The sequence below is a fragment of the Mycobacterium sp. 852002-51971_SCH5477799-a genome (genome assembly GCF_001667145.1).
Lineage (GTDB): Bacteria > Actinomycetota > Actinomycetes > Mycobacteriales > Mycobacteriaceae > Mycobacterium.
The window spans coordinates 52,681-65,886 of sequence record NZ_LZIF01000107.1; the positions used below are offsets into that span (position 1 = coordinate 52,681).

Annotated in this window: 15 protein-coding genes; 6 read left to right on the forward strand and 9 right to left on the reverse strand. The window is 66.3% G+C overall.

What is annotated here, in order from left to right; all coding sequences use genetic code 11:
* Positions 1-16: 16 nt before the first annotated feature.
* Positions 17-1,336: a cytochrome P450 gene (locus A5753_RS16715; protein WP_067130344.1), complete on the reverse strand. Its 1,320-nt coding sequence runs from the start codon at positions 1,334-1,336 to the stop codon at positions 17-19.
* Between the two features lie 145 nt (positions 1,337-1,481).
* On the opposite strand from A5753_RS16715, the gene A5753_RS16720 reads away from it, so the two are divergent.
* Positions 1,482-2,099, forward strand: a complete 618-nt coding sequence (locus tag A5753_RS16720; RefSeq protein WP_067130348.1) for a TetR/AcrR family transcriptional regulator — start codon at positions 1,482-1,484, stop codon at positions 2,097-2,099.
* Positions 2,100-2,204: 105 nt separating this feature from the next.
* Positions 2,205-2,417: a molybdopterin-binding protein gene (locus A5753_RS16725; protein ID WP_067130514.1), complete on the forward strand. Its 213-nt coding sequence runs from the start codon at positions 2,205-2,207 to the stop codon at positions 2,415-2,417.
* Positions 2,418-2,435: 18 nt separating this feature from the next.
* Here A5753_RS16725 and A5753_RS16730 read toward each other — a convergent pair whose 3' ends face one another.
* Together A5753_RS16730 and A5753_RS16735 are read right to left on the reverse strand one after the other, a co-directional pair.
* Positions 2,436-3,332: an alpha/beta fold hydrolase gene (locus A5753_RS16730; RefSeq protein ID WP_067130351.1), complete on the reverse strand. Its 897-nt coding sequence runs from the start codon at positions 3,330-3,332 to the stop codon at positions 2,436-2,438.
* 29 nt (positions 3,333-3,361) lie between these two features.
* Positions 3,362-4,591 (reverse strand): sulfotransferase, encoded by a 1,230-nt coding sequence (locus A5753_RS16735; RefSeq protein WP_067130355.1) that lies wholly within the window; start codon positions 4,589-4,591, stop codon positions 3,362-3,364.
* Between the two features lie 28 nt (positions 4,592-4,619).
* On the opposite strand from A5753_RS16735, the gene A5753_RS16740 reads away from it, so the two are divergent.
* Positions 4,620-5,195, forward strand: a complete 576-nt coding sequence (locus A5753_RS16740) for a TetR/AcrR family transcriptional regulator (protein ID WP_067130357.1) — start codon at positions 4,620-4,622, stop codon at positions 5,193-5,195.
* The gene (locus A5753_RS16745) at positions 5,192-6,307 is read left to right on the forward strand and encodes a DUF1214 domain-containing protein (RefSeq protein WP_067130360.1); all 1,116 of its coding nucleotides are present in this window, start codon (positions 5,192-5,194) and stop codon (positions 6,305-6,307) included. Before A5753_RS16740 ends, A5753_RS16745 begins: the two co-directional genes overlap by 4 nt.
* 72 nt (positions 6,308-6,379) lie before the next feature.
* Here the strand turns inward: A5753_RS16745 and A5753_RS16750 are convergent, their stop codons facing one another.
* From A5753_RS16750 to A5753_RS16765, 4 genes are read right to left on the reverse strand one after another with little or no spacing between them, the layout of a single operon-like run.
* A complete protein-coding gene (locus A5753_RS16750) occupies positions 6,380-7,438 on the reverse strand; it encodes an LLM class flavin-dependent oxidoreductase (protein WP_067130363.1) in 1,059 nt (352 codons plus the stop codon).
* Complete coding sequence (locus A5753_RS16755; protein ID WP_197694723.1) at positions 7,438-7,962, reverse strand: SRPBCC family protein; 525 nt, start codon at positions 7,960-7,962, stop codon at positions 7,438-7,440. The genes A5753_RS16750 and A5753_RS16755 overlap by 1 nt, the downstream gene beginning before the upstream one ends.
* Before the next feature lie 40 nt (positions 7,963-8,002).
* Positions 8,003-9,109: an acyl-CoA desaturase gene (locus A5753_RS16760; protein ID WP_067130366.1), complete on the reverse strand. Its 1,107-nt coding sequence runs from the start codon at positions 9,107-9,109 to the stop codon at positions 8,003-8,005.
* A 41-nt stretch (positions 9,110-9,150) separates the two neighbouring features.
* On the reverse strand, positions 9,151-10,254 hold the full coding sequence (locus A5753_RS16765; protein ID WP_067130369.1) for a flavin reductase family protein: 1,104 nt from the start codon (positions 10,252-10,254) through the stop codon (positions 9,151-9,153).
* Between the two features lie 70 nt (positions 10,255-10,324).
* Between A5753_RS16765 and A5753_RS16770 the strand changes: the two genes are divergently transcribed.
* On the forward strand, positions 10,325-10,999 hold the full coding sequence (locus A5753_RS16770) for a TetR family transcriptional regulator (RefSeq protein WP_067130372.1): 675 nt from the start codon (positions 10,325-10,327) through the stop codon (positions 10,997-10,999).
* Between the two features lie 35 nt (positions 11,000-11,034).
* On the opposite strand, the gene A5753_RS16775 is transcribed toward A5753_RS16770, so the two are convergent.
* Together A5753_RS16775 and A5753_RS16780 are read right to left on the reverse strand one after the other, a co-directional pair.
* Positions 11,035-11,382, reverse strand: a complete 348-nt coding sequence (locus tag A5753_RS16775) for a hypothetical protein (RefSeq protein WP_067130375.1) — start codon at positions 11,380-11,382, stop codon at positions 11,035-11,037.
* Between the two features lie 62 nt (positions 11,383-11,444).
* Positions 11,445-12,050, reverse strand: coding sequence for a GNAT family N-acetyltransferase (locus A5753_RS16780; protein ID WP_067130522.1), 606 nt, complete (start codon positions 12,048-12,050; stop codon positions 11,445-11,447).
* Positions 12,051-12,101: 51 nt separating this feature from the next.
* Here A5753_RS16780 and A5753_RS16785 point away from each other — a divergent pair, with 51 nt between their 5' ends.
* On the forward strand, positions 12,102-13,199 hold the full coding sequence (locus tag A5753_RS16785) for a F420-dependent hydroxymycolic acid dehydrogenase (RefSeq protein WP_067130379.1): 1,098 nt from the start codon (positions 12,102-12,104) through the stop codon (positions 13,197-13,199).
* Positions 13,200-13,206 lie beyond the last annotated feature (7 nt).

Below are 13,206 nucleotides of genomic sequence, written 5' to 3' on the forward strand. Positions count from 1 at the left end.
GCTTCAATCGCCGAGATCAGCGCCGGCGCACCACAATCCGGCCGCCGTCCTTCGGGGTGAACGCGACCCCGCGGCAATGCCAGCGCTCGCCGGGCGCATCCGTCGACTCAATGGTCAAGCGGCGCAGCACCGTTCGAAGCACCACGTCCATTTCCATGTTGGCAAACGCCGCTCCCACACAGCGGCGCGTCCCCCCACCGAACGGGATCCACGACAACGCCGACGGCTTGGTCCCGATGAAGCGTTGCGGGTTGAAACGGTCCGGATCGGTGAACACGTCGGGGTTGCTGTGGATTTGCCCGATTCCGACAATGATCGAATCGCCACGCGGAATCACCCACTCGCCAAGCTGGAAGGTCTCGGGGTAGACGTGGCGACCGGCGAGGTCGATCACCGTCCTGGCTCGCTGGACCTCCAAGATCGTGGCCTGACGCAGCTCGCTGCCGTCGCTATCGACCTCTTCAACGAGGGCCTTCAACAGGTCGGGGTGCCGGCTTATCCGCTCGAACGCCCAGCCCAGCGTGGATGCGGTGGTTTCGTGTCCGGCCGCCAGCAGGGTGAGCAGCTCGTCGCCAATGTCCTTGCGTGACATGGCCGAACCGTCTTCGTAGGTGGTACGCAGCAGCATCGCCAGGACGTCGGTCCGCTCGGCGAACTGCGAATCGGCCCGCTCGTCGTCGATCAACTTGTCGATGACCTTGTCGTACCGGCGGCGCCATTCGGCCAGCCGGCCCCACGGGCTGTACCTGCCGAATTGGCGTTTGGGCATCGGCACCGACGCCAGCCGCGATCCCAGGGTGACCCACGGCGGAATGAGCCGGCGCAGCTCGTCGAGTTCGGCGCCTTGCGCGCCGAAAACCGCGCGCAGAATGGCGTTCAAGGTGATCCGCATCATCGGCGGCAGCGTCGGGAACGGGGTGCCCTGCGGCCAGTCGGCGATCTCGCGCAGCGCCTCTTCTTCGATGATGCTTTCGTACTTCTTCATGCTCTTGCCGTGGAACGGCGGCGCCAACAGCCGGCGCCGCCGGCGATGGTCGTCGCCCTCGAGCGCGAAGACGGAGCCGGTGCCGAACAGCCTGCCCAGATTGGGCTGGATGTTGCCGAGCTCATCGGGGCTTGTCGTGAAGATCTGCTTGGCCAACTGCGGGTCGCCGACGGCGATGACGCGCCCGTACATCGGCAGGTTGAGCGTGAACACATCGCCGTGGCGGTGCGCCAGCCGTTGGATCATCCACCGTCGCGACATCGAAAATCCAAGGCCCTGAAGCACCTTGGGGATCCGGACCGCCGGGGGCAGGTTGACGGCGGCCGGCGGGGCGGCGACTTGGTGGCTCATGACGATGGCGTCTCCCAAACATCTGCCCCGGCAACGGGGGTGGTACGGCGATGTACCGCAGCGTGTTCCTTGTACGGTACTCTGAAGTACCAAACCTGACAAGGCGCCGTACTCACCGAAAGGGGGCGCTCGCGTGACACCAGCGGTGACAGCGACCGCCGCCGACGCGGTTGGGGGCGACGCACTTTCCGGGCCTGATCCGTTTCGGCAACGGCTGCTCGACGGTCTGGCCACCTCGATCACCGAGCGCGGCTACCGCGCCAGCACGGTCGCCGATGTGGTCCGCCACGCACGCACCTCCAAGCGCACGTTCTACGACCACTTCGCCGGCAAGGAAGAGTGCTTCCTCGAGCTGCTGGCGGTCGACATCGAAAAACTGGGCGCGAAGATCACGGCGTCCGTCGATCCGGAGGCCGATTGGCATGTGCAGATCCGCCAGGCGGTCGAGGCCTATGTCGGATATATCGAGGCCCGGCCCGCCATCACGTTGAGCTGGATCCGTGAATTGCCCTCACTTGGGGCGGCCGCTCGGCCGGTCCAGCGGCGTGGCCTGCAGTTGTTGACCAGCCTGCTGATCGACCTCAGCGCCAGTCCGGGGTTCCGGCGCGCAAAGCTGCCTCCGTTGACCGCCCCGTTGGCCGTGATCCTGCTGGGCGGCCTGCGGGAGCTCACCGCACTTGCGGTGGAAGACGGAAAGCCGGTCCGAGGAATCGTGGAGCCGGCCGTGGATGCATCCGTAGCCCTGCTCGGCCCACGGCATTAGACTCGTCCGCTCCCGTAAGTGAATGTGTGGCAAGCCATTCCGGCCCTGCTCCGGCGGGCTAAGCTCACTGCATACCCCACCCGTTCCGACATGGAGGATCTTGCGATGCGGCTCTCGACTCGAAACCAGCTCAGTGGGACCATCACCGAGGTCGAACTCGGCAGCGTGATGGCCGTTGTGAAGGTGACGCTTGACGGCGGTAATCAGGTCGTCACATCGTCGGTCACCAAGGACGCCGCGATCGAGCTCGGACTCAAGGTAGGTCAGCCGGCGACCGTGTTCATCAAGTCGACAGAAGTCACCATCGGCGTCGACTAGCGTCACGTCGAACAGCCTTCACCTGGTTGACTTTTCGGCGAGAAAGGCGCGAACCCGGTCCAGGACCAGATCGGGCCGCTGGTCGACAATCCAATGGCCGACGTCGTCGACCAGCTCGACCTCGAAATCGTCGATGCGATCGGCATATCCGTCGGTGAGGTCGGGCGTGATCACCGGATCTTTGGTGCCCGTCAGCCAGCGGACCGGGACGTCGACGCGAGCATGATTGTATTCGCCGCGCATCCATTTCCTCATCTCTTTGGTCTGGAAGCTGCGATACCAGCGGGAGCCGGCCTCCGCGTGGCCGGGCTGTTGCATGCACTCGACGTACATGCGGATGTCATCCTCGGGCAGGGTGAAACCACCACCGACCCATGACCCGAGCATCCGGACGAACCGGGAGTCTGCATCGCTGATCACCCGCGGCCCGATGACGGGCAGCATGATCGGGATCTGATACCAGAACCGCCAGATATTACGCAGCGTCGACAGGCCCGGCTTCACCCATGGCGCAACGGTATTCGCCCCGAAAAACCCGGTCACCCGCTCCGGATGACGCAGCATCATGATGAACGCGACCGGCCCGCCCCAGTCGTGGGCCACCAGCTTGACCGTCGCCACACCCAACCGATCCAGCACGCCGGCCAGATCGTCGGCCATCTCGTCCTTGGTGTAACTCGAGCGCGGCGCGGAACTCCAGCCCGAGCCACGCAGGTCCGGACACAGCACCCGGTAGCCGTCGGCGGCCAGCGGCCCGATCAGCTGGTGCCATTCCCACCAGTTCTGCGGGAAGCCGTGCACCAGCATCACCGCCGGCCCGCTCGCCGGCCCCGCCTCCGCGACGTGGATGGTCACGCCCCCTCCCAGATCGACATATCTGTGTTCGACACCGTCCAGCGCGGGCATAGTCACCATGAGTTGAGAACGTAGTGGCTCGGAAAGGCTTAGGCCAGGAAGCGCTCGACATACGGCGCGAAGCGCTCGCGCAGATTGCCCTCGTCCAGCCCGAACATCTCGTACGACGTCTCGACATTGCCCAGTCGTCCGCGCCGGTGACCCGCGAGGTAGCCGCCGACGGCCGCGTGCACCTCGTCGGTGAACGGTTCGCCGGCCAGGGCGTATACGCGTTGGGCGACGCCGAGTTCGTCGGCCATGAAGTCGTCGAACCGGACGTCGATCGAGCGGTCCGGTCCGATGGTGTCGCGGTCGCGGATGAGCGCGGTGAGCATCTGCTCGAGGCGGTCAATCCAGGAGTTGGCGATCTTCTCGACCGGCACCGGCGAACGATGCATGCGCGCGGAGTAGGTGATCATCGCGATCATCGACAGCGCCACCGGTACGGGATCACGGTGGGTGAACACCAGGATGCTGTCGGGAAACACTCGATTCAGGACGGGCACCTGCTCCAGATGCTGGGGAGACTTGAGCAGCCAGCGCCGTCCCCCGCGCAGATACTGCATCGCCCGCAGTTGGGTGGCCAGGTATTGGTAGTGCGGCGTCTGATCGTGCGCCTGGTAGTAGTCACGCCAGCGGGGCACCTCGGCGAGTGTTTCCAGCAACATCGTGGACACGTCATTGGCCAACAACTGAATCTCTTCGTGGACATGGTCGGTGGTCATCTCGTGCATGAGCGCGAAATGCGGCATCACCATGTTGATCACCCCGACGGCGGCATCCATCCGGGTTCGCCGCGGATCCGGTTCAACGCCAACCTCATTCGGCATCGGGAACGGCTCGTTGCTCTCCCAATACGGCATGGTGCGAAAGGTCGGGGGCGTGGCCAGCATGTTGTGCAGGTGCGTGGTGCCGGTGCGGGGCAGCCCGGCGATGACCACGGGCGCGCGCAGGTCGATTCCGTTGATCTCGGGATGGCGGCTCAGCAGGTCCGTCAGTAGCAGCCGGTTCTTGAGCACCTGCAGCAGTTGACTGTAGAAATTCACCACTCCGGCGTCGTGCAACCCGTCGATCTCGCGCAGCGCGGCGAGATAGGTCTCGAGGCGCTCGCGATAATCGTTCGGCCCAAAATCGTGCAGACCGGTGTCGGCGCTGGCCTTGGCGTGCAGCGCGTCAGCATCCAGCGGGCACTCCTGCGCCATCGTGGCCATCATGTCCAGAATCTGTTGGCCCTCGGGGCTGAACCGCGGCGAGGCGAGGTCGTCGAGGTGAACGTTCACGGCGACTTATGTTACTCTGAGTTTCGTAATGGTAGTGGATTTTGGCAGACCCCGTGATCCCCGGATCGATGGCGCGGTGCTCGGCGCGACTGTTGAGCTGCTGGCCGAAACCGGCTACCAGGGCCTGTTGGTCTCCGCCATCGCCGAACGCGCGGGTACCAGCAAGCCCGCCATTTATCGCCGCTGGCCCAGCAAGGCACACCTGGTGCACGAGGCGGTGTTCCCGATCGGCGCCGGAACCGCCATTCCCGATAGCGGATCGACTCCCGATGGTTTACGCGAAATGATCCGCCGCACAATGGCTTTCCTCACCACGCCGGCCGCCAGGGCGGCGCTGCCGGGCCTGATCGGCGAGATGGCCGCGGATCCGACGCTGCATTCGGCGCTGCTGGAGCGGTTCGCCGGCGTCATCGGGGGTGGCCTCGCCGACTGGCTCGCGGCCGCCGCGGCGCGCGGTGAGGTGCGGCCGGAGGTGACCGCCGCCGAACTGGCCGAGACCATCGCCGGCATCACGCTAGTAGCACTGCTCACCCGCGCCACTGAGCTCGACGACGCGTGGGTCGATCGCACTACCCGGTTGCTCCTGAAAGGAATCGGCACATGACGCACCAATCGACGGAGGCGTGGCAGGAACTGCTGAAAACGCTTGGCGAACTGGGCCACTCGTTCCTCGAGGGTGACCGGGCCGTCACCGACGACCGGCATGTCGCCGACGGCTATCGCATGCTCGCCGCCACCCTGGGCGTCGCCCTGGACACTTACCTGTTTCCCGAACCGGGCCGGCCACAGTTCGTCGCGGTGAACACTCCCTTCCGCCGCGACCGCCGCTGGGGTGGGGACAACACCGACGCCTACTACTTCATCTGCCCGGTCGATCCTGTCCGCCGGTACCGCATCAGCGGGAATAGGGGTGACAGCGTGTACTTTTCGGTGACAGCTTACAACGAGCCAGCACCGGGCGCCTGGTCCGATCGGGTGGTCGCGATCGTCCGCGACACCGATCTCGATATCGACGCCGACGGCAACTTCTCTTTTGACTTTCCCGCCACGCCCGACGCGGCCGTGTTGATGACCCGCGACTATCAGGCCGATCCCCTGACCGGCCGTCCGGTGACGTGGCACATCGAGGCGCTCGACGAGCCCGACCCGATCCGGCACGGCGACGCCGAGACCGCTGCGAGTCTGCGCGCCGCCGCGACCTGGTTGCGGACCATGTTCGCGATCGTGCCGCTGGCCGTCGCGGAGAGGGTCCGCGAGAAGGACCAGGCGCAGCACGCGCTGGGGCACGAAACCGCCCATGCTGCCAACGCATTCGCAGATCCCTATCAGGTGCCCGACGCCAACTTCGGCTGGTCGGCGCGCGACGCCTGCTACTCCTACGGTAGTTTCGTGCTCGACGAGGACGAGGCGCTGGTCATCACGCACCGACCGCCGTCATGCAGGTTCTGGAACCTCGTGGTGTGGAACCAGTTCATGGCGACGGTCGGTCCGGAGGACGCGCGCTGCTCCCTCAACGGCCACAGCGCAGTCGCAAACAGCGACGGCTCGGTGACGGTCGTCTTGTCCCACGACAAGACGTCACACCCGAATTCGCTTACCACCCTGGGTTATCCGCGAGGAAACCTGGCCTTTCGGTGGTTCCTTGCCGACGGGGTGCCCCAACGGCCCGAGGTGGAACTGGTCAAGTCGGCCGACGCCCCCACGGCCGCCAGCTGATCCGCCGAGCGTGCACTGCATGCGAAGAACGCGCCCGCGAAAAACTCGCCGCCAGTGCACGTTCGGCGGTCGTCAGGAAGCCGGCGTCTGCCGGACCAGCTCGATCGCCCGGCCCAACGTCTCCAGCTTCGCGTCCAGGGTGTCGCCCGCGGGATAGAGCCGCACGGTATTCACCCCGGCATCGCGCCATACCGCGAGGCGCGCGGAGACCATCTCCTCGGTCCCGATGAGCGTGGTGGCCAGCACCATCTCGTCGGTCACCAGGGTGGCCGCCCCGTCCCGGTCGCCGCGCTGCCAGCGCTCGCGCACCTCGGCGGCAACGCCTGCCCAACCCTGCCGGCTGTAGGCCCGGTTGTAAAAATTCGTGCTGGACGATCCCATGCCGCCGAGGCTGAAGGCCAGCTCTTTTTTGCGGCCCGCGAGCATGCCATGCAACTCGTGTTCGCTTGCGGCGAAAGCGACTTCGGCGCCCTGGCAGATGTCGATATCGGCGCGAGTGCGGTTCGCGGCCGCCAACCCCTCATCGAGGTGGGCGAAGTAGGCGTCGCCGGCGCCTTCGGGGACGAAGCTGGTGCCCAGCCAGCCGTCGGCGACGCGACCGGTCAACCGCAGCATCGCCGGTGACAGCGCGGCCAGGTATACCGGAATGGCGTGCTCGGCGCGGGTCGACAAGCGCATCGGCACCGCCTCACCGCCGGGCCGGGGAATTTCCAACACCTCTCCGGCGTAAGAGACCTTCCCGCCGGCGAAGGCCTGCCGCACGATGTCGATCGTTTCGGACATGCGTGCCAACGGTCGGCTGAACGAGGCACCGTGCAGACCCTCGATCACCTGCGGGCCCGAGGCGCCCAGACCGAGCAGAAATCGCCCGTTCGACAGGTTGGACAGCGTGATCGCGGTCTGGGCGACCATGACCGGCGACCGCGTGCCGACCTGCAGCACGCCGGAACCCAGTAGGATCCGCTCGGTCCGCGCGGCGAGGTACCCCAGGGCCGACGGCGCATCGGCGCCCCACGCCTCGGCCACCCAGCAGACATCCAGCCCCAGCTTCTCCGCCTCGACGACCAACGCCGTGACGTCGGCGATCTCGCTGCCGGAGCCGGACAGCTCGACCGTCGTGGCCGTCCGCATCAATGCACGCCGTGTTCGGCGAGCCGTTTGATGGCCGCCAGGGTTTTTCCGATTGCGCCCTCGAATTCGCGCAGCCGCACGAACACGATCTTCTGTTCCTTGTCGGGCATTGCCTCGAGGGCCACCGACAGGCCCGAGCGGCCCGGCCCCATCTGCATCCAATAGTTCAGCAGGGTACCGCCGTCGCGGGGGACGAGCCGGAATCGCCACATCGCCGCGGGGTCGTCGGGTTGGCCCACGGCCCAGGCGAACTCGTGCGGTTGGTCGCAGGCGACGATCTGCGAGGTGCTGCTCCACTGTCCGAAGGCGTCGTGCTCGTTGTGGCCGATGAAGCGAGCGCCGACCCGGGGGCCTTCCGATCCCTCGGCCCATTCCACGGCCTTCAGCTCGTCGCTGAACGCCGGCATCAGCGCGATGTCGGAGACCAGGGCCCAGACCCGCGCCGGGTCGGCGTCGATCCACGTCGAAGCTTCCACTGTCGGGGTATCCGCATAGCGCGCGCCGGTCCATTCCACGGAGCTCATTGTCCCCCCGTCCCGGCGCCAGGCAATGCCCGGACCGCGGTTACGCGGCGACCGGCTCGCGCTCTTGGGACCTCTCGGCGCCGGCTTTCTGCGTCCACGAGTCGGGGAAGGTCAGCCGGACGATCTTGCGGACGACGGTGCCGAACTGGCGCAGTAGCGGGCCGCGGTTGTACGGGATGCCGTAGCGTTCGCAGATCTCCTGCACCTCGGGCGCGATCTCGGAGTAACGACGGGCCGGCATGTCGGGGAACAGGTGGTGTTCGATCTGGTGTGACAGGTTGCCGGATAACAGGTGAAACAGCTTGCCGCCGGTCAGGTTTGCCGAGCCGAGGACCTGGCGGAAGTACCACATGCCGCGCGACTCGTCCTTGGTTTCTTCGACGGTGAACTCCTGCGTCCCGTCCGGGAAGTGGCCGCAGAAGATGATCATGTACGACCACACGTTGCGCATCAGGTTGGCGGTGAGGTTACCGGTGAAGACGAACGGCGCGAAGGGTCCGGCCAGCAGCGGGAACGCGACGTAATCCTTGAGGGTCTGCCGCCGCGTCTTCTTCCAGATGGCCCGGAGGACTTCCCTCTTGTCCTCGAGCCGGATCTCACCGGAGCGAATGCGTTCGGTTTCCAGCTCGTGCAGCGCGACGCCGTACTGGAACAACACCATCAGCAGGAACGCATAGACGGGGTTGCCGAGGAAGTACGGCTGCCACGGCTGGTCCTCGCTCATCCGCAGGATTCCGTAGCCGATGTCGCGGTCCATCCCCACGATGTTGGTGTGGGTGTGGTGCATGTAGTTGTGCGAGTGCCGCCATTGATCGGCGGGGCAGGCGGTGTCCCACTCGAAGGTGCGACCGGAGATCGCCGGGTCGCGCATCCAGTCGTACTGGCCATGCATGATGTTGTGGCCGATCTCCATGTTGTCGAGGATTTTCGACAGGCCCAGCATGGCAGTCCCCATGGGCCATGCAGGCGGCAGGAACAACAGCGCCCGGCCCCCGACTTCCAGCGCACGCTGCGCCTTGATGACGCGGCGGATGTAGTCGGCGTCCTGTTCACCGAGTTGCGCCATCACGCGTTCCTTGATGGTGTCGAGTTCACGGCCGAATGCGTCGGCCTGTTCGCGGGTCAGGGTGATTTTTTGGTTCGACATTGCTTGTCCTCCAGGAGTTTTGTGAGCTGTGACGGCTTTTCTCACAGCGACAGGTCCACGTCACCGACCGGAACGGACACGCAGATCTGCACGTCCTCATCGGGAGCGGTCGAGACCGCACCGGTGACCAGGTTGCGCACGGTACCGGCAGTTTTGCGGCGCGTGCAGGTGTGACAGATGCCCATCCGGCAGCCGTTTTCGGGCGACAGGCCGACCGATTCGGCCTGTTCCAACAGCGACCGCCCGTCGTCGACGATGTCAACGCCGCTGTCGGAGAACGTGACTCGTCCACCCGACGGATTCGTCGGCGGCTCGAAGACCGGCGGCACGAAGCTCTCGGTGTACACGTTGTCACAGAGCGATTGGACGGCTTCGACCAGAGGCGTTGGCCCGCAGACGAATACCGCGTCGGGTGATGGCATGGCGGCGGCCAGATGCTCTGGGCCGAATCGCCCGGTGAGGTCGCCGTCGTGCGATCGGGTGTAGCCGTTCAGCACCCGCACCGGCGACATCGCGGCCAACTCGTCGCGGTAGCAGGCTTCGGCGGGCGTGCGCGCGTAATGGATGAAGGCGATCTCGCCCGAATGGCCCTGGGCGACCAGGGTGCGCGCCATCGCCAGCACGGGAGTGATGCCGCTACCGCCAGAGACGAAGAGGATGCGCTGCGGGCTCTGCGGTCCGCGCGCCGGCAACGTGAAGTCGCCGCCGGTGCCCGTCAAACCGACCACCATGCCCCGGTGGGCGTGTTCGTACAGATAGTTCGACACCAGGCCGCCTTCGTGCCGACCGATGGTCAACTCGAGGTTGGCCGTCCCTTCGGCGTTGGCGGGCGAATAGCAACGGGTGTGCCGGCGGCCGTCGATCTCGACGGTGAGGTTAACGTACTGGCCGGCCGTTAGGGTGTGAGCGGACAGGAAGGTGTCGTTGGGGGTCAGGGTCAGGGTGACACTGCGCGCGGTGGTGCGGCGCACGTCCGTCACTTTGGCGCGGCCTTCGCCCAGCGTCCAGGTCGGCGCCACCAGTTCGGTGTAACGGTCGACGCCGTGCGGACCGGTCAGCAGATCTAACAGCTCTGAACCCAATACGCGCTGCCGAAGGGTCCGTGCGAAGCCTCGGCCAGAAGTTGGAGCGGTTTGAGTGAACATGTGTATACCGTGCGGCGGCGAGGGCCGCGCCGTCAAGGGTTTACTGCCTGGCTGTGGTAGGGTTCACACAGTGAACGGCCGTACTCCTAGCTCACGCGGGCGCGGCTCTGGTCGTGAGCGCGCGCGCGAAAACCAGTCGCGGGAGGAGCGCAAGGAGGCGACTCGCCGGGCCATCATCGCCGCGGCGCTCAAGCTGTTGCAGGACCGCAGCTTTTCCAGCCTGAGCCTGCGCGAGGTGACCCGTGAGGTCGGGATCGTTCCGGCGGCGTTCTACCGGCATTTCGAATCGATGGAGGCCCTGGGCCTGGTCCTGATCGATGAGTCCTTCCGAAGCCTGCGCGACACCCTGCGCGATGCGCGGGCCGGCAAGCTCGACCCGAACCGGGTGATCGAGTCCTCCGTCGAGATCCTGGTCGCCAGCGTCGCAGACAGGCGCGAACACTGGCGGCTCATCGGCCGGGAACGCAACAGTGGCCTGTCGGTGTTGCGGTACGCCATTCGCACCGAAATCCGGCTGATCACGTCGGAACTCGCCACCGACCTGGCGCGATTCCCCGGGCTGAACAAGTGGACCACCGAGGATCTCAACGTGCTGGCGACCCTGTTCGTCAACGCGATGATCGTGATCGCGGAGGCCATCGAGGATTCGCAGAGCACCGAGGCGACCGAAGACATCCGCCGGCTCGCGGTCAAGCAATTGAGGATGATCGCGACCGGCATCGCCGGTTGGCGAAGCACGCCCTGATTGCGTCGGGCCGCAGTAAACAGCCGAACACTGACTTACTCGTCGACGACCTCGTACAGCGAGTCGCCGTCCTCGGGGGTGCCGTCGATCTGCCCCCGGTGGGCGCGCCCGGGTTTGTCATCGACCGGCTCGATGGCATCCGGGACGTCGGGCTCCTCGGCCGCCAACCGGGCGTCGAGGGATTCGCCCTCGCGTTCTTCCCTGGCCGTCATGCCGAACTTGTTGGCCTCGCTCCAGTCCTCGGGAGGATCGACGACGATATCGCCGTCGTCATTGCGCAATTCGTCCGAGTCGGTGCTTTCGCTCGCGTTCAAGGTGTCACCCGGGCCGCCCTCCTCGGGGAAGTCCGCGGGATCCAAGTCGGCCTGGGGGTTATCGTTCATGCGGAGACGATTGCCCGCGCCTTCGGGGGGTTAAACCCGGGCGGGCGCCGATTGGCAGGCCGTCACCGGGGCTGGCGCCACATGGCCCATAGGCTCGGGCCACCGTAGGGCAGCACGATCTCGCGGGTGACCGTGAAGCCGAAACGCTCGTAATAGGGCACATTTTCGGCCTTGCTCGACTCGAGATAGGCCGGGCAGTATTCAGCGTCGCAGCGGTCCAGCCGCGACCTCATCAACGCCTGACCGAATCCGGTGCCGCGGACCGCCGGATCACTGCCGATCACGGCGAGGTACCAGTGGGGTTCCTCGGGGTGCAAGCTCTTCATCAAATCCTGTACCGCGCGTCCGCGCATCGAGCGCAGGCCGAACACCCGGAGGAAGGTCGGCGTCATCGCCAGCTGCCCACCGGTTGTCTCCTGCCACTGGCCGGGCGGATCCCACAGCGCGGCCGCGCCGATACCGGCATCCGTGCCGGCCACTTCCACGCCCCCGCGTGCCAGGTGGTGGTGGCGCGTCATCGTCGCGAACAATCGGGACAGGTGCACGTTCCGCTTGTCCTGATCGGGAATCAGCCAGACCATCACCGGGTCGTCGTAGAACGCGCGCGCCAACGTGCGCGACAGTCCGCGGACATCGGCCTTGCCTGCCGGTCGGACCTGCGGGGTCATCCGCATCAGGCTAGTGCGTGTGAGCCCCGGTGGGACGGGTATGCCGATCCGGTGACCGGCATCTCGCGGCGAGCATTCGGGCGGGTGGCGGCCGGTGCGGGCATGCTCGGATCCGTCGGGCTGGCCGACGGATGCGCGAAACCGGCTGGCGAGCGCGGCAAATCCAGCGGTCCACCGCGGCCGCCCGGCAAGGGCGTGGGCTACGTGCTCTCCCACGAGCAGTTCCGCACCGATCGGCTCGTGGCGCAGGCTCAGGCGGCCGAACGGGCCGGCTTTCAGTACGTATGGGCCAGCGACCACATCCAGCCATGGCAGGACAACGAGGGCCACGCGATGTTTCCCTGGCTGACGCTGGCCTTGGTCGGCAGCGGCACCAGCCGCGTTTCGTTCGGCACCGGGGTGACCTGTCCGACCTACCGCTACCACCCCGCCACGGTCGCGCACGCCTTCGCCTCCCTGGCGATCCTCAACCCGGGCAGGGTGTTTCTGGGAGTGGGCACCGGCGAGCGGCTCAACGAGCAGGCCACCACCAACGCCTACGGCAACTACGCCGAGCGCCACGACCGGCTGGCCGAGGCGATCGACCTGATCCGCCAGCTGTGGAGCGGCTCGCGAATCTCCTTCTCGGGACGCTATTTTCAGACCAATTCGCTGAAGCTTTACGACGTCCCGGCCACGCCCCCGCCGATCTTCGTGGCCGCCGGCGGCCCCAAGAGCGCGCGGCTCGCCGGACAGCGCGGGGATGGCTGGATCACCCAGGCCCACGATGTCACAAATCCAAACCTATTGGCGGCCTTCGCTGCCGGCGCACAGGACGCCGGCCGTAACGCGGACATGCTGGGCAAGCGCGCCGAACTGTTCGCCGTCGTCGGCGACAACGCCGAGGCGACCCGGGCCGCCACGCTGTGGCGTTTCACGGCCGGCGCCGTCGATCAGCCCAACCCCGTCGAGATCCAGCGCGCGGCCGAGTCCAAGCCCATTGACAAGGTGTTGGCCGGCTGGACCGTCAGCACCGACGCGGGTCCGCACATCGACGCCGTGCAGCGGGTTCTAGACGCCGGTGCCATCCCGTTCCTGCACTTCCCCCAAGCTGATCCCGTCGCCGCCATCGACTTCTACCGCGCAAACGTCTTAACGAAATTGCGCTGAACGGACC